This window comes from Caulobacter sp. GW821-FHT10A06 (assembly GCF_059415805.1).
The window spans coordinates 288,675-312,139 of the sequence record NZ_JBWKNY010000004.1 but is presented as its reverse complement, the minus strand read 5'-3'; the positions used below and the strand labels follow the sequence as shown (position 1 = coordinate 312,139).

Annotated in this window: 21 protein-coding genes; 1 reads left to right on the top strand and 20 read right to left on the bottom strand. The window is 68.3% G+C overall.

Features of this window, described 5'->3' with window-relative positions; genetic code table 11:
• Nucleotides 1-17 precede the first annotated feature (17 nt).
• The 13 genes from metK to AC07NF_RS12910 all read right to left on the bottom strand — a co-directional run bounded on the left by metK (nucleotide 18) and on the right by AC07NF_RS12910 (nucleotide 10,631).
• Nucleotides 18-1,241, bottom strand: coding sequence for a methionine adenosyltransferase (gene metK, locus AC07NF_RS12970; protein WP_492816000.1), 1,224 nt, complete (start codon nucleotides 1,239-1,241; stop codon nucleotides 18-20).
• A gap of 120 nt (nucleotides 1,242-1,361) precedes the next feature.
• Nucleotides 1,362-1,793, bottom strand: a complete 432-nt coding sequence (locus tag AC07NF_RS12965) for a helix-turn-helix domain-containing protein (protein ID WP_492816002.1) — start codon at nucleotides 1,791-1,793, stop codon at nucleotides 1,362-1,364.
• A 34-nt stretch (nucleotides 1,794-1,827) separates the two neighbouring features.
• Nucleotides 1,828-3,420 carry an apolipoprotein N-acyltransferase gene (lnt, locus tag AC07NF_RS12960; protein ID WP_494626417.1) on the bottom strand — a complete coding sequence of 531 codons (1,593 nt, stop codon included), beginning with the start codon at nucleotides 3,418-3,420 and terminating at the stop codon, nucleotides 1,828-1,830.
• The gene (locus tag AC07NF_RS12955) at nucleotides 3,417-4,331 is read right to left on the bottom strand and encodes a hemolysin family protein (protein ID WP_494626415.1); all 915 of its coding nucleotides are present in this window, start codon (nucleotides 4,329-4,331) and stop codon (nucleotides 3,417-3,419) included. The genes lnt and AC07NF_RS12955 overlap by 4 nt, the downstream gene beginning before the upstream one ends.
• Nucleotides 4,332-4,339: 8 nt before the next feature.
• Nucleotides 4,340-4,795, bottom strand: a complete 456-nt coding sequence (gene ybeY / locus AC07NF_RS12950; protein WP_291878961.1) for an rRNA maturation RNase YbeY — start codon at nucleotides 4,793-4,795, stop codon at nucleotides 4,340-4,342.
• A gap of 18 nt (nucleotides 4,796-4,813) precedes the next feature.
• Nucleotides 4,814-5,758, bottom strand: a complete 945-nt coding sequence (locus AC07NF_RS12945; protein WP_494626413.1) for a PhoH family protein — start codon at nucleotides 5,756-5,758, stop codon at nucleotides 4,814-4,816.
• Nucleotides 5,755-7,107: a tRNA (N6-isopentenyl adenosine(37)-C2)-methylthiotransferase MiaB gene (miaB, locus tag AC07NF_RS12940; protein ID WP_494626411.1), complete on the bottom strand. Its 1,353-nt coding sequence runs from the start codon at nucleotides 7,105-7,107 to the stop codon at nucleotides 5,755-5,757. The genes AC07NF_RS12945 and miaB overlap by 4 nt, the downstream gene beginning before the upstream one ends.
• 63 nt (nucleotides 7,108-7,170) lie before the next feature.
• Complete coding sequence (locus tag AC07NF_RS12935; RefSeq protein WP_492816012.1) at nucleotides 7,171-7,578, bottom strand: Fur family transcriptional regulator; 408 nt, start codon at nucleotides 7,576-7,578, stop codon at nucleotides 7,171-7,173.
• A 45-nt stretch (nucleotides 7,579-7,623) separates the two neighbouring features.
• The gene (gene rimI / locus AC07NF_RS12930; protein WP_492816014.1) at nucleotides 7,624-8,076 is read right to left on the bottom strand and encodes a ribosomal protein S18-alanine N-acetyltransferase; all 453 of its coding nucleotides are present in this window, start codon (nucleotides 8,074-8,076) and stop codon (nucleotides 7,624-7,626) included.
• Nucleotides 8,073-8,708, bottom strand: a complete 636-nt coding sequence (tsaB, locus tag AC07NF_RS12925) for a tRNA (adenosine(37)-N6)-threonylcarbamoyltransferase complex dimerization subunit type 1 TsaB (protein ID WP_494626408.1) — start codon at nucleotides 8,706-8,708, stop codon at nucleotides 8,073-8,075. The genes rimI and tsaB overlap by 4 nt, the downstream gene beginning before the upstream one ends.
• A gap of 3 nt (nucleotides 8,709-8,711) precedes the next feature.
• A complete protein-coding gene (locus AC07NF_RS12920; protein WP_494626407.1) occupies nucleotides 8,712-9,350 on the bottom strand; it encodes a DUF1131 family protein in 639 nt (212 codons plus the stop codon).
• Nucleotides 9,351-9,389: 39 nt separating this feature from the next.
• Nucleotides 9,390-9,977, bottom strand: a complete 588-nt coding sequence (locus tag AC07NF_RS12915; protein WP_494626405.1) for a malonic semialdehyde reductase — start codon at nucleotides 9,975-9,977, stop codon at nucleotides 9,390-9,392.
• Between the two features lie 75 nt (nucleotides 9,978-10,052).
• Nucleotides 10,053-10,631 (bottom strand): NifU family protein, encoded by a 579-nt coding sequence (locus AC07NF_RS12910; protein ID WP_494626402.1) that lies wholly within the window; start codon nucleotides 10,629-10,631, stop codon nucleotides 10,053-10,055.
• Nucleotides 10,632-10,775: 144 nt separating this feature from the next.
• On the opposite strand from AC07NF_RS12910, the gene AC07NF_RS12905 reads away from it, so the two are divergent.
• Nucleotides 10,776-12,044: a cytochrome P450 gene (locus AC07NF_RS12905; RefSeq protein WP_494626400.1), complete on the top strand. Its 1,269-nt coding sequence runs from the start codon at nucleotides 10,776-10,778 to the stop codon at nucleotides 12,042-12,044.
• Between the two features lie 163 nt (nucleotides 12,045-12,207).
• Here AC07NF_RS12905 and AC07NF_RS12900 read toward each other — a convergent pair whose 3' ends face one another.
• From AC07NF_RS12900 to mutS, 7 genes are all read right to left on the bottom strand, one after another.
• The gene (locus AC07NF_RS12900) at nucleotides 12,208-12,696 is read right to left on the bottom strand and encodes a universal stress protein (protein WP_494626398.1); all 489 of its coding nucleotides are present in this window, start codon (nucleotides 12,694-12,696) and stop codon (nucleotides 12,208-12,210) included.
• A gap of 31 nt (nucleotides 12,697-12,727) precedes the next feature.
• A complete protein-coding gene (trpS, locus tag AC07NF_RS12895; RefSeq protein ID WP_494626396.1) occupies nucleotides 12,728-13,774 on the bottom strand; it encodes a tryptophan--tRNA ligase in 1,047 nt (348 codons plus the stop codon).
• 41 nt (nucleotides 13,775-13,815) lie between these two features.
• Complete coding sequence (gene murJ, locus AC07NF_RS12890) at nucleotides 13,816-15,450, bottom strand: murein biosynthesis integral membrane protein MurJ (RefSeq protein WP_494626393.1); 1,635 nt, start codon at nucleotides 15,448-15,450, stop codon at nucleotides 13,816-13,818.
• A 45-nt stretch (nucleotides 15,451-15,495) separates the two neighbouring features.
• Nucleotides 15,496-17,445: a DNA/RNA non-specific endonuclease gene (locus tag AC07NF_RS12885; protein WP_494626391.1), complete on the bottom strand. Its 1,950-nt coding sequence runs from the start codon at nucleotides 17,443-17,445 to the stop codon at nucleotides 15,496-15,498.
• Between the two features lie 106 nt (nucleotides 17,446-17,551).
• Nucleotides 17,552-17,722, bottom strand: coding sequence for a hypothetical protein (locus AC07NF_RS12880; RefSeq protein ID WP_454758188.1), 171 nt, complete (start codon nucleotides 17,720-17,722; stop codon nucleotides 17,552-17,554).
• Nucleotides 17,723-17,787: 65 nt separating this feature from the next.
• Entirely contained in the window at nucleotides 17,788-20,610 is a 2,823-nt protein-coding gene (locus AC07NF_RS12875) for a [protein-PII] uridylyltransferase (protein WP_494626389.1), read from the bottom strand.
• 20 nt (nucleotides 20,611-20,630) lie between these two features.
• On the bottom strand, nucleotides 20,631-23,357 hold the full coding sequence (gene mutS, locus AC07NF_RS12870) for a DNA mismatch repair protein MutS (protein WP_494626387.1): 2,727 nt from the start codon (nucleotides 23,355-23,357) through the stop codon (nucleotides 20,631-20,633).
• Nucleotides 23,358-23,465: the final 108 nt, after the last annotated feature.

Genomic DNA, 23,465 nt, shown 5'->3' with positions numbered 1-23,465 from the left:
AGATCAGAAGGTGAGGCTTACGCCAGACCCTTCAGCTCGCCCACGAGGTCGGTCTTCTCCCACGAGAAGCCGCCTTCGTTATCCGGCGTGCGGCCGAAGTGGCCGTAAGCGGCGGTGCGGGCGTAGATCGGGCGGTTCAGCTGCAGGTGCTCGCGGATCGCGCGCGGGGTCGCGCCGCCGATCAGCTGCGGCAGGATCTTTTCCAGCACGGCCGGATCGACCTTGCCGGTGCCGTGCAGGTCGACGTGGAACGAGACCGGCTGGGCCACACCGATCGCATAGGCGATCTGGATGGTGCAGCGATCGGCCAGGCCCGAGGCCACGACGTTCTTGGCCAGGTAGCGGCAGGCATAGGCGGCCGAGCGGTCGACCTTGGTCGGATCCTTGCCCGAGAACGCGCCGCCGCCGTGCGGGGCCGCGCCGCCGTAGGTGTCGACGATGATCTTGCGGCCGGTCACGCCGGCGTCGCCGTCCGGACCACCGATCTCGAAGCGACCGGTCGGGTTGACCAGCCACTGGGTCTTCTTGGTGATCAGGCCGTCCGGGAAGATCGGCAGGATGTGCGGCTTGATCAGGTCGAGCACGCGCTTGGAGGTCGCGGCCTTGCCGTCGATCTTCTTGGCGTGCTGGTGGCTCACGACGATCGAGACGACGCGCGTCGGGCGGCCGTTGCCGTCATATTCCAGGGTCACCTGGCTCTTGGCGTCCGGCTCCAGCTCCGACAGCTCGCCGCTGTGACGCAGCTCGGCCAGGCGCTTCAGCACGTTGTGGCTGTACTGCAGGGTGGCCGGCATCAGCTCCGGGGTCTCGGTGCTGGCGTAGCCGAACATGATGCCCTGGTCGCCGGCGCCTTCGTCCTTCTTCTCGGTAGCATCCACGCCCTGGGCGATGTGCGCCGACTGGCCGTGCAGGTAGTTGGCGAACTTCGCCTTCTGCCAGTGGAAACCCTTCTGCTCGTAGCCGATGTCCTTGATCGCCGCGCGAACCTTGGGTTCGAGCGAGGCCAGGATGTCCTTGGTCAGCTGCTTGTTGGCTTTCTTGTCGCCATCCGGCTTGCCGGCGCGGACTTCACCGGCCAGCACGATGCGGTTGGTGGTGACCAGGGTCTCGCAGGCGACGCGCGCCTCGGGATCGGCGGTCAGGAAGGCGTCGACGACGGTGTCGCTGATACGATCGGCGACCTTGTCGGGATGGCCCTCGGAGACGCTCTCGCTGGTGAAGATGTAGGACGAACGGTTCAAGAGACGGCTCCGCCTTGAGGATGCGCGCGTGCGAGCTTACGCCCGCTTCGGCGTCCAGTTAGACGGGAACCATATAAAGATATGTTTATGCGAGCAAGGCGAGAGAACCTGTGACCGCCTTTAGTCCTCGTCGGCGCCGGCGTTGGCCTCTTCCTCGGCCATCGAGCGGACCAGCTCCAGGATCCGGCGGCGCACCTTGGCGCGGCTGATCTTGGGGAACAGGGCGGCCAACTCCAGGCCTTCCGAGGTCATCAGGAAGTCGTGCACGAACGGCTCGCCGGTCTCGGCCACGCCGTCGGCGGTCGGATCGGCCAGGCCTTCGAAGAAGTAGCCGACCGACGACTGCAGGCTCTTGGCGATCTCGTACAGCTTGCTGGCGCTGACCCGGTTGGCCCCGCGTTCGTATTTCTGGATCTGCTGGAAGGTCAGCCCCAGGTCCTCGGCCAGGCGTTCCTGGCTGACGCCCAGGATCTTGCGGCGCATGCGGATACGGGCGCCCACATGCAGGTCAACGGGATTGGGGTGACGCTCGGCGTCGGACGACTCGCTCATGCCTACGCTTGATAGCTGAAATTGCGGTTTTAATTCAGCCTAAGTCTTGCACGCGTGCAATAGAAGAAAAGGACTTACCCCTCGGTCGGCGAGCTGACGCAACCGCAGATATCAGTAGAAGTGCGAAAAACGCGGAATCACCGAAGTTGTCGAAGGGTGTAACGCCACCCTTACCTGGTATAGCGGAGTCGATCACTCCACTTTTGCCTAGATCCAGGCGCGTTCCCGAGATGATTCGACCGTGGGCGTCGATGACAGCGCTGACTCCCGTGGGGGTCGCCCGCAGGATCGGCTTGGCGCTTTCGATGGCCCGGTAGCTGGCCAGGTTCAGGTGCTGCAAGGGGCCAGACGTGACGCCGAACCAGGCGTCGTTCGAAACATTGATCAGGACTCGGACGTTCGGATCCGCCTTGGCCAGGCCCGGAAACAGGCTCTCGTAGCAGATCAGCGGCTGGGTCAGCAGGCCGTCGCCGACCTTCAGCGGGACGGGGCGCGGGCCGGTGGCGAAACCGTCCCCAAGATGGGCCAGGCTCTTGAAGCCGATGGCGGTCAGGAACTTTTCGGCCGGCAGATATTCGCCGAACGGCACCAGGCGGTGCTTGTCATAGACGCCCACGACCTCGAGATCGGTCGCCGTGCGCTTCAGGGCGATCAGGCTGTTGTAGTAGACCGGGCTCTGCACCGAGCCCTCGTAACGATAGCCGCCGATCAGCAGGGTCTGGCCGGGCTGGAGGCTGTCCAGGATCGCCTGCCGCACCCAAGTCCCGGGGGCCATGTAGTCGTTGATCGCCGCCGGCAGCGCGCCCTCGGGCCAAACCACCAGGTCGGCGGGCCTGCCGGCATAGGGCTTGGCGGTCAGCGAGACGTAGGCCTGGACGATCTGGGCGAAGCGGGCGGCGTCCCACTTGGCGTCCTGCTGGATGTCGGCCTGGACGATGCGCACCGTGACGGGCGTCCCGGCAACCAGCGGGCGCGACACCGCAAAAGCGCCGTAGCTATAAATAGCGACAAGGCCGGCGACCGCCGAACCCAGGGCGATCTTCCCCGCCCTACCCTCGCGCCACACGGCCGGCGCGGCGGCGATGGCCAGGGTGATCCAGGTCAGGCCGTAAGCGCCGACCACCGCCGCGAATTGCGATGGCCAAGAACCCGCCCGCCAGGTCTCGCCCGGCAGGTTCCAGGGAAACCCGGTCAGCACATGGCCCCGCAGCCACTCCAGCGCCCCGAAGGCGGCGGCGAAGGTCAGCACGCGCCAGGCGCTGGCCGGACGGACAAGGCGATAGAGCAGCCCCGCCAGGCCCCAGAACAACGCCAAACCCGAGGCCATGGCCGCTACGGCGAACGGGGCCATCCAGCCCTGGTTGGCCGCATCGACCATAAAGGCCTCGGCGATCCACCAGGTGCCCAAGCCGAAATAGCCGACACCCGCCAGCCAGCCGCGCCAAAAGGCCGAGCGCAGCGGCTTCTCGGCATGGGCGTCGTCGAGCAGGTAAAGCAGGCCCGCATAGCCCAGCAGGCCCGGCAATACGCCGAACGGCGGATGGGCCAAGGCGGCGGCCAGGCCGGCCAGCAACGCCAGCAGCGGCCCGCTCCAGGCCTTCGCACGGAAGCTGATCCAGGCCGTCACGAAGCCGCGACGTCCTCGGTCGCGGGCTCGCGAGCAGCGTCCCGCGACGGACCGCCCCGCATGCGCACCCGGCGCACCCGGCGCGGATCGGCCTCGACCACCTCGAACTCGTAGCCGTCGGGGTGGGTGATCACCTCGCCCCGCTGCGGCACGCGGCCGGCCAGGGCCACGACCAGGCCGGCGACCGTGTCGATGTCCTCTTCCATGTCGGAAGGGGCCAGGCTGCGGCCGACGGCCGCCTCCAGCTCCTCCAGCGGCGCGCGGGCCTCGGCCTCGAAGATCCCGCCGGGACGGGCGACGATGGCCACGGCGGCGGCGTCATCGTGCTCGTCGTCGATTTCGCCGACCACCGCCTCGATCAGGTCTTCCATCGAGACCAGGCCGTCGGTGCCGCCGAACTCGTCGATGACCAGGGCCATGTGGATCCGGCTGGTGCGCATGCGCAGCAGCAGGTCGGCGGCCTTCATCGACGCGGGCACGTACAAGGCGTCGCGGCGCAGCTTGTGCAGCACGATGTCACTTGGCGCGGGGCGCTTGGCCTCATCGGACAGCAGGCGGAAGATGTCCTTGACGTGGACCACGCCCACCGGGTCGTCCAGCGTCTCGCGATAGATCGGCATCCGCGAGTGTTCGGCCTCGGTGAACTGCGCCACCACCGCCTCGAATGGCGCCGACAGCTCGACGGACACGATGTCGGCGCGCGGGGTCATCACGTCGGCGACCCGCAGGGTCTGGAAGGCCTCGGCCTGGTCGACCATGTCGACCGCGCCGGTCGCGGGCGGCGCCTCGGACGGCCGAACGGACTCGCCGCCGCCGGTCAGCTGCCGGCGCATACGTCGGAAAAACGCCCGCACGCCCCGGCTTCTGCGAACCGGAACGGCGGGCTGTTGACTAGGCTCGTCGCTGGGCATGGCCCGTGTCAGCGCCCCTCTTCATCACCGGCATAAGGATCTGGAACGTCCAGACCCGCCAGGATTTCGCGTTCGAGCGCCTCCATGGCTTCCGCCTCGTCGTCGCCCTCGTGATCGTATCCTAGGAGATGAAGCACGCCATGCGCCACCAGATGTTGCAGATGGTGGCCCAGAGGCTTGCCCTGCTCGGCCGCTTCGCGCGCGCAAACCCCATAGGCCAGGGCGATATCGCCGATCTGGCCTTCGGGATTGGGCGGCGAGGGGAAGGACAGGACGTTGGTCGGCTTGTCCTTCTGGCGGAAGTCGCGATTGAGGGCCTGGACGCTGTCGTCGTCGGTCAGCAGGATCACGATCCCCTGCCCTTCGATGTCCTCATGCGCATCCAGCACGGCCTGGGCGGCGCGCCAGACCAGGGCCTCGGTCTCGGCTTCCGCCGTGGTCCAGGCCTCGTCCTCGATCTCGATGTCTACGGTAATCGTCATTTAGCGGGGAGTACTCTGCGCCGCGTCGGCGTCATAGGCCTTTACGATACGCTCGACGAGCGGATGGCGCACCACGTCCGACGCGGTAAAGCGCGACACCGCCACGCCCTCGACGCCATCCAGGATCGAGACGGCGTGGGCCAGGCCTGAATCGCGGGGATTCATCAGGTCGACCTGGGTCGGGTCGCCAGTGACGACCATACGGGCGCCCTCGCCGATCCGGGTCAGGACCATCTTCATCTGCAGGCGCGAACAGTTCTGGGCCTCGTCGACGATGACGAACGCATGGGCCAGCGTGCGGCCGCGCATGAAGGCGATCGGGGCGACCTCGATCTCCAGCTTCTCGCGACGCCGACGCAGCTGGTCGGCGCCCATGATGTCGGTCAGGGCCTCCCAGACCGGGGCCATGTAGGGGTCAACCTTCTCGTTCAGGTCGCCCGGCAGGAAGCCCAGCTTCTCGCCGGCCTCGACGGCGGGGCGGGTGACGATCAGGCGATCGACCTCGCCGCGCATCAGCATGCCGGCCCCATGGGCCACGGCCAGGAAGGTCTTGCCGGTGCCGGCAGGACCCAGGCCGAAGACCAGCGGATGGGTGGCCATCCGCTCCAGATAGACGGCCTGGCTCTTGGTCTTGGGCGAGACATTGCCCTTGCGCACCGCGCGGGGCGAGGCCTGGCCGCCGGTCTCGTGAGCATTGCCGATGGCGATGCGGACATCGGCCTCGACCACTTCCTCGCCGTCGTCGGCGCGGGCGGCCAGGGTCTGCAGCACCCGTTTCGCGCCGGTGCGGCCGCGGGCGTCGCCGGTGATGGTGACGCCGCCGCCGGGGGTCTCGATCAACACCTTGAAGGCGTCCTCGATCAGGGCGGCGTGACGGCCCGACGGACCGGTAACAGCGACGACGGCGTCGTCGGACAGCGGCAGGAACTCAGGCGTACGGCTCAAGCGGTCTCCAGAGCAGGATTGGTTTCGAGCACCCCGCCCAAGCTCATCTTGGCGGCGCTCTCGATACGGACAGGCACGATCGTGCCGATCAGGCTTTCGGGGCCTTCAGCATGCACGGCCTGCAGATATGGGCTGCGACCCACGACCTGACCAGGGTGGCGGCCGGCTTTCTCGAACAGCACCGGCATGACCTTGCCGACCTGGCTGGCGTTGAAGGCCCGCTGCTGGTCGTCCAGCAACTGGTTCAGGCGGTCCAGGCGCTCGGCCTTGACCGCCTCGTCGACCTGGCCAGGCATGGCCGAAGCCGGCGTCCCAGGACGCCGCGAATATTTGAACGAGAAGGCGCTGGCGAAGCCGACCTCGCGGACCAGCTCCAGGGTCTTGTCGAAATCACCATCGCGCTCGCCGGGGAAGCCGACGATGAAGTCGCCGCTCATGGCGATGTCGGGCCGCGCGGCGCGGATCTTCTCGATCAGCTTCACATAGCTCTCGGCCGTGTGGTCGCGGTTCATGGCTTTCAGGATTTTGTCCGAACCCGCCTGCACCGGCAGGTGGAGGTAGGGCATCAGCTCCGGCAGCTCGCCATGGGCCTCGATCAGGTCGTCGCCCATGTCGCGCGGATGGCTGGTCGTGTAGCGGATGCGGTCCAGGCCATCGATCTTGGCCAGCTGGCGCACCAGCTTGGCCAGGGTCGAGCCGTCGCCGTCATAGGCGTTGACGTTCTGGCCGAGGAGCGTGACTTCGCGCACGCCCTTGTCGGCTAGTTGCTTGGCCTCCTCGACGATGTCGTTCACCGGCCGCGACCACTCGCCGCCGCGCGTATAGGGCACCACGCAGAAGGTGCAGAACTTGTCGCAGCCTTCCTGCACGGTCAGGAACGCGGTGACCCCGGTCACGTGGCGCTCGGCCGGCAGGGCGTCGAACTTCTCGTCGGCGGCGAAGTCGGCGGCCAGGCGCTCGCCGGTGGCCCGGTGGGCGCGGGCGATCAACTCGGGCAGCTGGTGATAGGCCTGGGGACCGACGACCAGATCGACCGCCTTCTGGCGATGCATGATCTCCTTGCCCTCGGCCTGGGCCACGCAGCCGGCCACGGCGATGGTCATGCGACCGCCGTCCTGGGCTTTGCGGTCCTTCATCTGCTTGATGTAACCGAGCTCGGAATAGACCTTCTCGGTGGCCTTCTCGCGGATGTGGCAGGTGTTCAGCACCACCAGGTCCGCGCCTTCGGGATCGTCCACGACGCCATAGCCCAGCGGACGCAGGACATCGGCCATGCGCTCGCTGTCATAGACGTTCATCTGACAGCCGTAGGTCTTGATATAGAGGCGCTTTTGCGGGGTCTCGCTCATGCGCGAGGTTATGGGGTCACGCGGCCCTTGGCGCAAGTTCGCCAGGGCCACACCCCGACCCGCTCAGTCCTCGATCGGCAGGCCGTAGAGTTCGAGCCGGTGGTCGACCAGCTTGTAGCCCAGCTTGCGGGCGATGGCGTGCTGCAGGGCCTCGATCTCCTCGTCCACGAACTCGACGACCTTGCCGGTCTTCATGTCGATCAGGTGGTCGTGGTGGTGGTCGGGCGTCTCTTCATAGCGCGAACGGCCGTCACGGAAGTCGTGGCGCTCGATGATGCCGCTTTCCTCGAACAGACGGACGGTGCGGTAGACCGTGGCGATCGAGATGTGCGGATCGATGGCGTGGGCGCGGCGGTGCAGCTCTTCGACGTCGGGATGGTCCTCGGCAGACGACAGCACGCGCGCGATCACGCGGCGCTGGTCCGTCATGCGCATGCCTTTTTCGATACAGGCTTTTTCGAGTCGATCCACGGCGGAACCTCCGTCTGAGTCGCCGGCAAGATAGGCGGTCGATCGCTAAGTGTTAAGCACCCGGCGCATGACAAGCGCGTCCTTGGGGCCATCGGGATGGGGATAATATCCCTTCCGCAGGCCGACCTTGGCGAAACCGGTCGCTTGATAGAGGGCGATGGCCGCCAGATTGTCGGCCGCGACCTCCAGGAACATGGCCTCGGCCTTGGTCTCGGAAGCGATCCCGGCGGCGATTTCCACCAGCGCCGCACCCCAGCCGCGCCGGCGAGCGGCGGGGTCGACGGCGATGGTCAGGATCTCGGCCTCGCCGGCGATCGAACGGCAGAGGATGAAGCCCTTGCTCTCGGCGGGCTCCCCCGCCTCGCCCAGCACGGCGAAAGCGCCGGGGGATTTCAGCAGCTCGTCGAACTCCAGCGCCGTCCAGGGCCGGGGAAAAGCCTTGTCGTGCAGGTCGGCGAGATCGAACGCGGCTTCCGAGCCGACAGGACGCAGGTTCATGCGGCGGGCAGCGTGGCGTAGGGCGCGCGCAAATAGAGCGGCCGAGGCGAATGGGCAGGCGCGGGCTTCCTGGCGGCCAGGCGAGCGACGGCGACAGGATCGGGCGCGGCCGGGGTCAACACGGTCGCGACGCTCAGCGTATCGGCCAGCAACGGCGCGCCGGAGCCGACCAGGGTCGCCGGGCCGCCCGAATAGAGCTCGGCCAGGCGCGCGGCGGCCTCGCCTAGGCCTAGGGCGTCCGGAGCCATCAGCGAGACGCCATCGGCGAACACCTGGATGTAGACCTGGTCCATCCGGGCATCGAGCACGGCGGCGACGAAACCCTTGGCCCCGTAGGCCAGGCTCTCCAGCGTGTTGACGCCCACGCAGGGGATCGACAGCGCCGTGGCCAGCCCCTTGGCGAAGGCCAGGCCCACGCGCAGGCCGGTGAACGAGCCCGGACCGACCGTGACGCCGATGCGGGAAAGGTCGGTGAAGGCGATGCCGGCCTCGGCGGCGGCCTCGCGGGCGATGATGCCGATCCGCTCCTGGTGGCCACGGGTCATGGGCTCGCTGCGGGTCGCCAGGACGCGCTCGCCATCGAGCACGGCGACCGAGCTGGCGCCGAGGCAGGTGTCGATCGACAGGATCATGGATCAGCCGGCGCCGACGACGGCGCCTTCGGCCGGACGCCAGACGAATTCGTTCAGCTGGCCCTTGGCCTTCAGGGTCGCCTCGGGCGGCACGGCCTTGCCGGTGTAGCCCGGCACGCCGAACACGTAGGACACGGTCGGAGCTTCGGGGCGCACGCAGATCGTCATGTTGACCTCGCGGCCTTCGCCGGCCCGGCACTGGTCGACGGTGAAGCCCAGGCCGGCCCACTTGGCCAGCAGCTGCTCGTCCTTCGGACCGCGCGCGTCGCCGGCATTGACCCGGACATAGGCGATCTCGCCCTCGTCGTTCTTGCCGACCTCGGCCAGCAGGACGTTGTCCTGCTCGATATTGATGATCGGCTGGGGCGGGCCTTCGCCGAAGTGCAGGAAGGCGTTGTCGACCTTGGCCTTCGGGAACAGCACCTTGAGGGTGGCCAGGTCAAAGGCGACCGTGCCGTTGATCGGCCCGACGCCGTCCTTGGTCACCTTCAGTGGACCGCCAGCATAGGGCGCGATGGCGACGGTGACCGGCGGCTTGGCGCCAGCGGGCGCGGTGGGGGTCGCGGTCTCGTCCTTCTTGGCCGGCCCGCAGGCGGCCAGCAGCACGAGCGGCAGGGCGAGGAAGGTGTGGCGGAGGGTCATGAGAGCGTTCTAGCCCCAAGCCCCTCCGCCGTCATCAGATCAGAGGATTTTCGCCGCCTCATCGAAGTCCAGGCGCGGATTGCGCGGGAACAGGCCCTCGTCCGTGCCGTGGCCGATCGAGGCGATGAAGTTGCTCTTGATGTTGGTGCCCGCGAAGAACTCGGCATCGACGGCGGCATTGTCGAAGCCCGACATCGCGCCGACGTCCAGGCCCAGGGCCCGCGCGGCCAGGATGAAGTAGCCGCCCTGCAGCGAGCTGTTGCGCAGCGCGCCCCACTCGCGGGCCGTCAGGTCGTTGAACCAGTCCTTGGCGCCCGGGGCGTGCGGGAACAGCTTGGGCAGGGTCTCGGGGAAATCGAGGTCGTAGCCAATGATCACCGTCACCGGGGCCTGCAGGATCTTCGGGGCGTTCGAGCCCGACGAGTGCTTGGCCAGGCGTTCCTTGGCCTCTTGCGAGGTCAGGAAATAGAACCGCGCCGGGGTCGAGTTGGCCGCGGTCGGGCCGAACTTGGTCAGCTCATAGAGCTCGCGCAGGACGCTTTCCGGCAGCGGCGTCGGATCCCAGCCATTGCGGGTCCGGGCTTCGGTAAACAGCTGGGCGAGCGTGGCGTCTTCGAGCTTGGCCATGAGCGATCCTTGAGGAAGCTATTTGCAACTACAATAGTTACAATATAGAGCTTCCGCCGCATCGCGCAAGAAGGCCTAGCCCAGCGTCTGCTCCACGCGGGTCACTTCCGGCACATAGTGCTTGAGCATGTTCTCGACGCCCGACTTCAGGGTCGCGGACGAGGACGGGCAGCCCGAGCAGGCGCCGCGCATGTGCAGCCACACCACGCCGGTCTGCGGCTCGAAGCGCGAGAAGACGATGTCGCCGCCGTCCTGGGCCACGGCCGGACGGATGCGGGTGTCGAGCAGTTCCTTGATCTCGGCGACGATCTGCGAGGCTTCCTCGTCATAGACGCCGTCATCGTCGTGGCCGCCTTCAGCGCCCGCGGCCTCCAGCAGCACCGGCCGACCGCTGGTGAAGTGGTCCATGATGGCCGCCAGGATCGGCGCCTTCAGGTGCGGCCACTGGGCGTCCTCGCCCTTGGTCACGGTCAGGAAGTCGGGACCGAAGAACACCCGCGTCACGTCGCCCAGGTCGAACAGGGCCTTGGCCAGCGGCGAGGCGTCGCCCTCTTCCGGCGTGCGGAACTCCCTTGCGCCCTCGCCCAGCACTTCGCGGCCGGGCAGGAACTTCAGGACCTCGGGGTTCGGGGTGGTTTCGGTCTGAATGAACATGGCCCTGAAATGGACCTCGCGGCCTCGTGACGCAAGGGCGACCGCCTCCTTCACAAGAAGACAGATTGGCGCATTTTGAAAGTGACACAGGCGTCATTTTCTGGCGGTATGCTCGCAAAACACCGATCCGCGGGAGGATCCAAGATGAGCGACGGTTCTATCGACCTGAAAGAGGCCGCGCGCGCGCGGGCCTATTCGATCCCTCTCGAGGACTACCACATCGCCGATCCGGCCCTGTTCCAGGCCGACGCCATGTGGCCCTATTTCGAGCGGATGCGGAACGAAGACCCCGTCCACTACTCGAAGGGCGACGAGGAGATCGGACCCTATTGGTCGATCACCCGCTACAACGACATCATGACCGTCGACACGACCCACCAGGTCTTCTCGTCGGACGCCCACCTGGGCGGCATCACCATCCGCGACTTCGACGAGGACTTCGTCCTGCCGATGTTCATCGCCATGGACCAGCCCAAGCACGACATCCAGCGCAAGACGGTCAGCCCGATCGTCTCGCCGCCGAACCTGGCCAAGCTGGAAGGCGTGATCCGTGAACGGGCCGGCCAGATCCTGGATGCGCTGCCGATCAACGAGCCGTTCGACTGGGTCGACCGGGTCTCGATCGAGCTGACCACCCAGATGCTGGCCACCCTGTTCGACTTCCCCTGGGAAGAGCGCCGCAAGCTGACCCGCTGGTCGGACGTGGCCACCGCCTCGCCCGAGAGCGGCATCGTCGAGAGCGAGGACGCCCGCCGCGCCGAGCTTCTGGAATGCCTGGGCTACTTCACCAACCTGTGGAACGAGCGGGTCAACCAGACCGAACCCGGCAGCGACCTGATCTCGATGCTGGCCCATGGCGAGGCCACCCGCGACATGCCGCCCTTCGAATATCTGGGCAATGTCATCCTGCTGATCGTCGGCGGCAACGACACCACCCGCAACTCGATCACCGGCGGCCTCTACGCTCTGTCGCAGAACCCGGCCGAAGAGGCCAAGCTGCGCGCCGACCCCAGCCTGATCCCCAACATGGTCTCGGAGATCATCCGCTGGCAGACCCCGCTGGCCCACATGCGCCGCACGGCGCTGGAGGACTTCGAGCTGGCCGGCAAAACCATCAAGAAGGGCGACAAGGTCGTCATGTGGTACGTCTCGGGCAACCGCGACGACACGGTCATCGAAAACGCCGACGCCTTCATCATCGACCGCCCGCAAGCCCGCCGCCACCTGTCGTTCGGCTTCGGCATCCACCGTTGCGTCGGCAACCGCCTGGCCGAGATGCAGCTGAAGATCGTCTGGGAAGAGGTGCTGAAACGCTTCCCCAAGATCGAGGTCCTGGAAGAGCCCAAGCGCGTCTACTCGACCTTCGTGAAAGGCTACGAGCGGATGATGGTCAGAATTCCCGAACGCAATTGATCCCCTCTCCCCTTGCGGGAGAGGGTGGCCCACGAAGTGGGTCGGGTGAGGGGTTGAAGACAGAAACCGCCGCGACAGCCTGACCGCCGTCGCGGCGGTTCTCGTTTGTGCGACCCCTCATCCGGCGCTGCGCGCCACCTTCTCCCTCAAGGGGAGAAGGAAGTTACGCCAAAGCGTCGATCTCTTCGTCCGTCAGGTCGCCCGGCACCACGGTGACGGGTAGCTTGCGGCCGCCGAAGCCGACGCCGTCCTTGGCGATGGCGGCGATCAGCGGCCCTGGCCCACGGCCGGCCGTCGAGGTCGCCAGGATCAGGATCTTGATGCTGGGATCGGCGGCGACCACCGCCTTCAGGGCCATGCGGACGCTGTCGGCGTGCTTGATGATGAACTCGGGCGGCAGGCCGGTCTCGGCCACGACCTGGGCGGCCAGGCTCTGGAGCAGGACCTCGGCCTCCTCGCGTTCCTGGCGCTCGATCTCTTCGCGCACCCCGCTCCAGTGCTCGAACTCGGCGGGCGAGATCACCTTCAGCAGCGCCACGTGACCGCCGGTCGAGCGGGCGCGGCGGCAGGCGTATTTCAGCGCCGCGCCGAACTCCGGCGTGTCGTCGGCGACGACCAGGAACTTGCGGCGACTAGAAGCGGCATCGGTCATGGGCCGACAGAACGCCGCTTCCGCCGGAACCTCAAGCCCCCCAGAAGCCGACCAGCTTCTTGACCTCGGCCAGGGTCGGGGCGGCGGCTTCGCGAGCCTTCTCCGCGCCCTTGGCCAGGATGGCGTCCAGCACCGCCGGATCGCCCAGCAGGCCGCGCATGCGCTCGCCAACCGGGGCCAGGCTCTCGACCGCCAGCTCGGCCAGGGCCGGCTTGAAGGTCCCGAAGCCCTTGCCGGCGTATTCGGCCAGCACCTCGGCCTTGGTCTTGCCGGCCAGGGCCGCGAAGATGCCGACCAGGTTGTCGGCCTCGGCGCGGGTTCCCAGCTCTTCCAGGGTTTCCGGCAGCGGTTCCGGATCGGTGCGGGCCTTCTTGACCTTGGCGGCGATGTCGTCGGCCGTGTCGGTCAGGTTGATGCGCGAATAGTCCGACGGGTCGGACTTGCTCATCTTGGCCGAACCGTCACGCAGGCTCATGACCCGCGCGCCGGGACCCTGAATCAACGGATCGGGCTGCGGGAAGAAGGCCGGGGCGCCGCCGGGGATGCCGAAGTCATGGTTGAACTTGCCGGCGATGTCGCGGGTCAGCTCCAGGTGCTGCTTCTGGTCTTCGCCGACCGGCACGTGGGTGGCCTTGTAGACCAGGATGTCGGCCGCCTGCAGCACCGGGTAGGTGTAGAGACCCACCGAGCTGCGCTCCTTATGCTTGCCGCTCTTCTCCTTGAACTGGGTCATGCGGTCCAGCCAGCCGAGGCGGGCGACGCACTGGAAGATCCAGGCCAGTTCGGCGTGCTCGCGCACCGCCGATTGCGGGAAGATCGTCGCCTTGTCCGGGTCCAGGCCCGAGGCGATGTAGGCGGCGGCGATCTCACGGGTCTGCTGGGCCAGCAGCGCCGGGTCCTGCCACACGGTGATGGCGTGCAGGTCGGCCACGAAGATGAAGGTGTCGATCTCGTGCTGCAGGCGGGTGAACTTCACCAGCGCGCCGAGATAGTTGCCCAGGTGCAAGGCGCCCGAGGGCTGGACGCCCGAGAGCACACGCGACGGACCCGAATAGACGGCAGGAGCTTGATCGGTCATGGCCGCTGGTTAGCGCCGCGACCCGACCAGGGCAAGGCCGATCAAGCCTTGCCCCGCTTGAGCGCCGCCTTCAGCTCGGACGGCTTGACCCCGCCGAACAGGAACAGCAGCGGCGGATAGACCAAGACACCGGCCAGGCAGGTCAGCGCCAGGGCGAATTCCTTGGCCCCGATCGCGTGGCCGGTCAGGCCGATGCCGCGCAGCGGCGCCTCGATTAAGTCGCGATAGTGCGAGGCGGCGGCCATCAGGAGGCCCATGCCTAAGCTGGCCAGCAGGATGCGGACCAGGCGCGACCAGGTCTGGCCGGTCGGGCTGTAGTCCTTCTTCCGCGACAGGCCGAAGGCCATCTGGCCGACATTGATCCACGAGGCGATGGCCGTGGCGGCCGCGATGCCCTTGACCCCGACCAGCTGGAACAGGACCACGCCGAAGGCGATGTTCACGGCCACCGAGATCAAAGCAAAGCGCATCGGGCTCTTGGTGTCGCCGCGCGCGAAGAAGGCTCGCGAATACAGCTGCTGCAGCACGAAGGCCGGGGTGCCCAGGCCGTAGAAGAACAGCGCCGCCGCCGTCTGGCTGGCGTCGAAGGCGGTGAACTGGCCGCGGGTGTAGAGGCCGTCCGACAGGAAGCCGGGCATGGCGACCAAGGCCGCGGCGGCCGGCAGGGTCAGGGCCATGGCCAGCGTAACGCCCTGGTCCATGGCGCTCTGGGCGTCGTCACGGTCGCCCGAGTGCACGGCGCGCGACAGGCGCGGCAGCAGGGCGACGCCGATGGCGACACCAACCAAACCTAGCGGCAACTGGTAGAGACGGTCGGCCGTGGCCAGCCAGGTGCGGCCGCCGGGGACGTGGCTGGCCAGGTTGCCGGAGATGAAGATGTTGACCTGGGTGGCGCTGGCCGCCAGGGCGCCGGGGATGGCCTTGCCGATCAGCTCGCGCACTTCCGGCGTCAGGCGCGGCAGCCGCCAGTGGACCTTGGCCCCGGACTTGTTGACGCCCCAGGTCAGCAGAGCGGCCTGGGCGACACCAGCCACCACCACGCCGATCGAACCCCAGGTCGCCGCGCCGACGGCGCTGGTCTGGGGCAGGATGAAGATCAAGGTGCTGATGTTCAGCAGGATCGGCGCGCCGGCCGACAGGATGAAGCGGTCGCGGGCGTTCAGCACGCCCGACAGGTGCGCGACGATGGCCATGCACGGCAGGTAGGGCATGGTGATCTGGGTCAGCAGCACCGCCAGCTTGTACTTCTCGGTGCCCCAGCCAAAGCCCGGGCTGATCAGCATCATCAGCCACGGCATGGCCAGCTGGCAGATCACGGTGATGATGATGGTCGAGGCCGCCAGGGTCGCCATGGCGTCGGCCGCCAGGATGTCGGCCTTCTCCTCGCCGTCGCGCTGCAGCGACTTGGCGTAGGCCGGCACGAAGGCCGCCGCGAAGGCGCCCTCGGCGAAGAACCGGCGGAACAGGTTCGGGAACGCCAAGGCGGCGTTGTAGGCGTCGGCGGCCGGGGTGGCGCTGGCCCCCATCCGGTACGAGACCGCCAGGTCCCGCGCGAAGCCCATGAAGCGGCTGACCAGGGTCAGGCCCGAATAGATCGCCGACGACTTGAGAAGACCTCCGCCCTTCTTGGGCGCGGGAGCTTCAGGGGCGGCGGCGGGGGGCGCGGTGTCGGTCACCAACGGCTTCTGTGACGGCGCCGAGGAGGCGTCAAGAGCCGCCCGCTAGATCGCGATCTCGTCGACGTCGCGGATCCAGCGCGTCTGCCGCGTCGATTCCAGCGATCCCTGGGCGTCGATGGCGCGTAAGGGCGAGAAGTCCAACCCGGTCTCAGCCTGGATCGCCGCCACGGTGGTCTGGATATGACGGCTGCGCATCTCGTCCAGGGTGTAGGGCTTGAGACCCGAGAACACCTTGGCCTCGTACAGGGCCTGAACATATTGGGTCTGACCGACGATGAAGGCCGCCGCCTTGGCCACGGTGGGGGTCTTCTGCAGCACCGCGATCTTCCAGAACGACAGCGGGATGCGCCAGGGTCCGCCCTCTCGCCCATGGCCGTACCAGGGGTCTTCGTCGCGATAGATCGGACCGGTGAAGATGGTCAGCCGCTGCTCGGTCAGCTGGGCCTTGTTGAGCAGGTAGTCCTCAAGATTGCCCCAGTCGACGTCGTTGTAGCCCTGCACCTGGGGCGCGGCGTTGGTGTAGTGGAACGTCTCCTCGGCATTGGCCGCCGCCTCGGCCTTGTCGGCGCCCCAGCACGGGTCAAGCAGCCTGACCTGGTGGCCGCGGCTGAACTGGACCGGATCGGTGCCCTTGTTCTTCTCGTAGAAATTGCCCGCCGGCTGATATTCGTCGGCGATCCGCGCGTCGCGCCGCCAGGTGTTCTTGCGCTCGCCTGGATGGACCAGCCGCGCGCCGTCGACATTGACGGCGGTCAGCAGCGGGAACTTCCGCTGCTTATGGATCACCGCCGAATAGTGGCTGTATTTCAGGATCTCGCCGCCATCCAGCAGCGGCGCCACGTGGCCCAGGGCCCGCATCGGCGCGATGACCTGGTCCAGGTCGACGCGCACGCTGAGGAAGTCGCGATCGTAGCCGCCCGCATTGGCCCAGCGCGTGACCGGCAAGGGCGACCGGTCGGCCTCGAGCAGGGCGGCGCTTTCGCCCTCGCCCTTGGACATCGGCGACAGGCCCAGCGTGCCTTCCAGGCGGTTCAGCACGACCCCGGCCTGGGGCGTCTGGAAGCGGTTGGCCTCCAGGTGGTTGAAGATCGCGCTGACGCGCACGCCCTCGTTGGCGATGAAGACCGGCGCGGCGCCCGGAACACTCAGGCTTTCCGGATCGGGCACCGCCTTGTGGTGCAAGGCCAGGACCTGCCACTGGTCGTTCATGACCGGCGCGCCGGACGCGCCCGGTTCGGTGTCGGTCGAGTAGTGGATGAACGCGTTCAGGTCGATGCCGGCCGCAGCGGCTGGATCCAGGTCCAGGATCTGACTGGCATGGATCGCGATCTGCTTGGGCTCGCCGCCGGGATGCTGGATGATCGACACCCATTCGCCCTCGACGGCCTTGCCCGAGATCGGCAGCAGCGGCAGCCGGCCAAAGCGCGTCAAAGGCACGTTGTTGTCCGACAGCGGCGTCACGGCGACGAAGGTGAAGTCCAGTTCGGCGTTGGTGTAGAACACCTCATGCGGCGCCAGGTTGAACTGCACCGGGTCCTGCAAGGCCCCGTCCAGGTCGTGCTCATAGGCGAATTGCGCGTCGGCCTGGCTGGCCTCGTCGGGGCTGCCCAGCACGTGGTGGTTGGTCAGCAGCAGGCGCGGGCCGACCAGAAAGCCGGTGCCGTACCAGGCGCCGCCGTCGGCGGGCACCTTGATCCGGCAGACGGCCCCAGCCGCGCGCCGGCCGCGATCCAGGAAGTTGATCGACAGCAGGTCGCTGGCGCCGATGATCCGCTCGAAGCCGTTGGGATCGGCCGCGCTCGACTCGATCAGCGTCTTGCGCGCCAGGAACCGCCGATCGGACCGGGCCGCCGACGCCCGCTCCGCGCGCTGGGCCGCCGGAACGTAGAATGGGGTCTTGTCGACGGCCTTGGCGACCGCCTCTGACAGGGCCGCGGACTCGGTGGCGACGATGTCGCGGCGAGGTCCCTTATCGCGATCGGTGTCCGTCACGGCGCTCCCCCGAGCTTGTGGTCGGACAGACCTTGAACGGTCTGCACGACACGCCTGTGACGATCCTGGCGTTAACCCGGCAAAAACACAACCATTAAGGGCGCGGTCAGGATTTCGGCGCGAGGTCCGGCCGGGACGCCAGGAACGCCGCGCGTTCCTCGTCGGTCAGCACCTTGGCGGTCTTGCGTCGCGCCACCTTCGGGGTTGGCCGCGCATAGGCGCCTGCGGGCGCGGCCGCCGGCTTGAGGTCGGCCAGGCGCTTGATCGGCGGCTTCATGTCGTTTCCTCAGGCTTGTGACCGGACAAGCTTAAGCGCCCGCCCGTGACGATCTCGCGAAGGCCCTAGCGCGCCACGCTTGCCCTGGCTTTGCGCAGGCCCGCACGCGCGGCCGGGGCCGTGGCTTCGTTCTGTTCCAGGGCGGCCAGCAGGTCGGCCTTCAGGGCGTTGACCTTGCGGGTCTCGGTGACCTTCCCGCCCTCGGCCGTCTGGACGTAGAAGGCGTCGACCGCCCGCTCGCCGTAGCCGTCGATATGGGCCGACTGGATCGAGAGGCCGCTCTCGGCCAGGGTCTTGGCCAGGGCGTGCAGCAGGCCCGGACGGTCGCGGCCCGAGGCCTCGACCACGGTGGCGTCGTTGGAGGCCTCGTTGTCGACCACCACGGCCGGCGCGATGGCGAAGGCCGCGGCGCGCGACTGCTCGGCGCCGCGACGCGGCTCCACGGATAGGGCTTCGCCCCGGCCGGCGGCTTCCAGAGCGTCGGCCAAGCGGCGCAGGGCGCGCGGGTTCTCACAGCCGAACGGCGCGCCAGTCACGTCCTGCACATAGAACACGTCCAACGCCTGCCCCTGGCGGGAAGTGAACACCCGCGCCCCGACCACGTTGCCGCCCAGGGACGAGATGGCCAGCGCGAGGTCGGCGAACAGGCCGCGACGGTCCTTGGCCGCCACCACGATCTCGGCGGCGTTCTGGCCTGAGCGCACCCGCCCCTCGGCGGCGGCCCCGCCCTGGATGGCCGCGCGGCGGGCCAGCGAGGCGTGCTCGAAGAGGTCCTCGTGGCTGAAGGCCGAGAAGTAGGCGTTCTCCATCGCCGTCGCCCAGCCCATGGCGGCCGGGTCGGTCTCCAGCAGGGCGGCGCGCGCGGTCTCGGCGGCGATCTCCTGGTGGCGCTGGACATTGGCGGCGGCGTCGCTGCCGCGCCCGCCCCGGAACACGGCCTCGGTGGCGTTGTAGAGCTCGCGCAGCAGCTGGCCCTTCCAGCCGTTCCACACGCCCGGCCCCACGGCGCGGATGTCGGCGACGGTGATGACCAGCAGCAGGCGTAGGCGCTCGGGGTTCTCGACGATGCGCGCGAAGGCCGCGACCGTGCCGGGATCGGAGACGTCGCGCTTCTGGGCGAAGTCGCTCATCACCAGGTGGTTCTCGACCAGCCAGGCGACCAGCTCGACCTTCACACGCTCGACGCCCAGCCGCTCGCAGGCGCTGCGGGCCGAGCGGGCCCCGGCCTTCTCCTGGCCACCCACGCCGCCCTTGCCGGTGTCGTGCAGCAGCATGGCCAGGAACAGGGCCTCGCGGTCCTCGATAAGCGGCATGATCGACACCGCCAGCGGGTGGTCATCCACCAGGCGGCCGGCCGCCATGTCGCCGATGATGCCCACGGCCCGCAGGGTGTGCTCGTCCACCGTGTACGAGTGGTACATGTTGAACTGCATCTGGGCCACGACCCGGCCGAACTCCGGCACGAAGCGGCCCAGGACCCCGGCGTCGTTCATCAGGGTCAGGGTGCGATAGCTGCGCTTGCCCCGCGCCAGCAGGTCCATGAACGTTCGGCAGGCGTCGGGATCGCGGCGCACGCGCGAGGTGATCAGCGACAGGCTGCGGGTCACCGCCGTGAAGGCGTCGGGGTGCAGGTCCAGGTCCCGCTCGTCGGCGATCTTGAACAGGCGGATCAGGTTGACCGGATCGGCCTCGAAGACCTCCTGGCCCTCGATGTTCAGGCGGCCGTTGTCCTCGAAGAAACCCTCGACCTCCAGCGCCTTGCGCTTGGGGCGGCCGCCCGGCAGGAACCGCGAAATGCCCTTGGGCTCGTTCTTGAAGTGCTCGGCTTCCAGCTTGGCCGAGAAGGCGCGGGTCAGGGCCCCGACCTCCTTGGCGATCAGGAAGTAGCGCCGCATGAAGCGCTCGACCGCCGGCGCGTCGCCCCGGTCGCCGTAGCCCATGCGGCGGGCGATCTCGGGCTGCAGGTCGAAGGTCAGGCGCTCTTCGGGCCGGCCCGTCGTAAAGTGCAGGTGGGCGCGCACGGCGTGCAGGAAGTCGAAGGCGCGGATGAAGGCCTTGGTCTCGCGGCCCGAGAAGACATCCATCTTGAAGACGTCTTCGGGCTTGTCGACGGGGTGCAGATATTCGGCGATCCACATCAGGGTGTGGAGGTCGCGCAGGCCGCCCTTGCCTTCCTTGACGTTGGGCTCGACCATGTAGCGGCTGGCGCCGGCGCGGGCCTGGCGGTCGTCGCGCTCCTTCAGCTTGGCGGCGACGAACTGAGCGCCGGTGCCCTTCATGACGTCGTCGCGGAAGCGCTTCTTCAGATCCTCGGCCAAGCGCTCGTCGCCGGTCAGGCGGCGGGCCTCCAGGATCGAGGTGCGGATCGTGAAATCCTCCTTCGAGAGGCGCACGCACTCCTCGATGGTCCGCGAGGCGTGGCCGACCTTGAAGCCCAGATCCCACAGCGCATACAGCATGTACTCGATCACGCTCTCGGCGTGCGGCGTCTGCTTGTAGGGCCGCAGGAACAGCAGATCGATGTCGCTGAACGGGGCCAGGGTCCGCCGACCATAACCACCGACGGCCAGCAGGCACAGGCGCTCGCCCTCGGTCGGGTTGCGGGCCCGGAACACGTGCACCGTCGTGAAGTCGTAGAGGGCGGTGATCACCTCGTCGGTGACGCCCGACAGCAGCCGGGCGGTCTCGACGCCGGCGGCCCCGTTCTCCAGCCGCTCCTTGGCGATCATCCGGCCGCGAAACAGCGCCTGCTTGAGGATCTCGATGGCCCGCGAGCGCTGTTCGGCCTCGTTGCCGATGGAATCCAGGGCGGCGGCCGACAGTCGGGCCCGCAGGGCGTGTCCGTCGACGACGTGTTCCAGGCGGGTGGGGCGAAGGCGACGGGGCATGTTGATTATATGGGTACCAGCTAGGTCTTCAGCAGACCCTTAAGACGATAGAGCGCCTCCAGGGCCTCGCGCGGGCTCATGCCGTCAACGTCCAGATCCGACAAGGTGTCCTCGACGACACTCGGCGCCGCTTTCGCGGGCGCCCCCATGGCGTTTTGGGCGGCGACGGCGGCGGCCTGGCTGACGGCGAACAGCGGCAGGTCGTCCAGCTTGGCCGGCGACTGGTCCTTGCTCTCCAGGCGGTCGAGCACCTCGCGGGCGCGGACGACCACTGGCCCTGGCACGCCGGCCAGCTTGGCCACCTGCACGCCGTACGAGCGGTCGGCCGGACCGGGCGCGGCTTCGTGCAGGAAGACGAGGTCGCCGTTCCATTCCTTGGCCCGCAGGCTGAGGTTGGAGACGAAGCTCATCCGCTCCTCCAGCGTCGCCAGCTCGTGATAGTGCGTGGCGAAGAGCGCGCGGCTCTTGTTGGTGTCGTGCAGGGCCTCGGCGCAGGCCCAGGCGATGGCCAGACCGTCATAGGTGGCCGTGCCGCGACCGATCTCGTCCAGGATCACCAGGCTGCGCGGGCCGGCTTGCGTGAGGATGGCGGCGGTCTCGACCATCTCCATCATGAAGGTCGAGCGGCCACGGGCCAGGTCATCGCCGGCGCCAACGCGGCTGAACAGGCGGTCGACGACGCCCAGGCGGAAGCTGGCGGCGGGCACGTAGCAGCCCGACTGGGCCAGGATGGCCAGCAGGGCGTTCTGGCGCAGGAAGGTCGACTTACCGGCCATGTTCGGGCCCGTGACGATCGACAGGCGCGCGCCGGTCTCGCCCGAGGCGTCCAGGCAGCAGTCGTTGGGCGTGTAGGGGTCGCCGGCCTTCTTCACCGCCGCTTCCACCACCGGGTGGCGGGCGCCCTTGGCGTCGAAGGCGTAGGACTTGTCGACCTGCGGACGGACCGCGCCGGCGTCTTCGGCCCACTCGGCCAAGGCCGAGGCGACGTCCAGGCGGGCCAGGGCCTCGGCGGCGATCTGGATGGCGTCGGCCAGCAGGCGGGCCTGTTCGCGCCAGTCCTCGAAGGCGGCGACCTCCATGGCCAAAGCGCGCTCGGCGGCCTGGGCGATGCGGGCGTCCAGGTCGGCCAGCTCCACCGTGGTGAAGCGCACCTGGTTGGCCAGGGTCTGGCGGTGGATGAAGGTGGCGTTCAGCGGCGGCTGGAACAGCGGGTCGGCCTTGCCGGCCGTGGCCTCGACGAAATAACCCAGCACGCCGTTGTGGCGGATCTTCAGCGGCACGCCGCTCTCGACGGTCAGCTGGGCCTCCAGGGCGACGATGACCTTGCGGCTGTCGTCGCGCAGGCCGCGCGCCTGGTCCAGCTCGGGACGGATGCCGGCGGCGACGAAGCCGCCGTCGCGGGCCAGGGCCGGGAGATCCGAGCCGAGGCCCTGCTCCAAGATGTTCAGATACTGCGACAGGCCCTCATGCAGCGACGGGGTCAGGGCCTTGAAGGCGTGCTCCAGCTCGAACGGCGGCGGCGACAGCGGGTCGGGCGAGCCCCCCGCCATGCCGGCCAGGCGCTCGCCGACCTTCAGGGTGTCGCGCAGGGTTCCCAGGTCGCGCGGACCGCCTCGACCGAGGGCCAGGCGCGATAGGGCGCGGGCCATGTCGCCGGCCCCTTTCAGCACCTCACGCAGGCGCTGGCGCAGCTGGCGGTGCTCGACGAACCACTCCACCGCGTCCAGGCGCTGGTCGATCGCGGCGACGTCCAGCAGCGGCCGGGCCAGGCGCGAGGCCAGCATCCGGGCGCCGCCAGCGGTGACCGTGCGGTCGATGCAGGCCAGCAGTGAGCCGTTGCGGTCGCCGGTCTGGGTGCGGTCGATCTCCAGGCTGCCGCGCGTGGCCGGGTCGATGGCCATGACATCGGCGTCGGCGGCGCGACGCGGCGCGCGGAGCGCCGGCAGCTTGCCGGCCTGGGTCATTTCCAGGTGGGCGGCGATCAGGCCCAGGGCCCCGATCTCGGCCGGGGTCAGCCCGCCGAAGCCATCCAGGGTGTCGACGCCGTACAGGCGCTTCACGCGGGCTTCCGAGGCCTGCGGCTCCGACAGCGCCGACGGCATCGGCTGCACCAGGCCGCCGCAGATCTTCAGGGTCTGGGAGAGGCTCTCGTCCGACAGGAGGCGGTCGGCGACCAGGGTCTCGGACGGGGCCAGGGCCGCCAGGATCGGCGCGACGGCCTCCTTGGCCAGGGCGAACACCTCGACCTCGCCGGTCGATAGTTCCACGGAGGCCACGGCCGCCTGCCCGGCGCGCACGGCGACAGCGGCCAGGCGGTTGGCGCCGCGGGCGTCCAGCAGACCGTCCTCGGTCAGGGTGCCGGGCGTCACCACGCGGACGATGTCGCGGCGGACCACCGACTTGGAGCCACGCTTCTTGGCCTCGGCGGGGTCTTCCATCTGCTCGCAGACGGCGACCTTGAAGCCCATGCGGATCAGCTTGGAGAGATAGGCCTCGGCCGCGTGCTGCGGCACGCCCGCCATCGGGATGGGCTGGCCCGCATGGGTGCCCCGGAACGTCTGGCTGATGCCCAGCGCGGCGGCGGCCTTGTACGCGTCCTCGAAGAACAGCTCGTAGAAGTCGCCCATGCGGAAGAAGATCAACGCATCGGGCTGCCGCGCCTTCATCTCGAAGAACTGCTGCATCACCGGCGTCGCGCCGGTGGGGTCGAGCAGGTGCGCGGGGGTAGGCGTGGCGTGGGCGTTCATGACGCCCGAAACTACAGAGCGTCGCGACTCCCGTTAAGGGGCGGCGTTAAGGTTTTCAGGGGATGGAAGGCAGGTCCGGCGGTTTTTGAACGCCCTTGACGAGATATC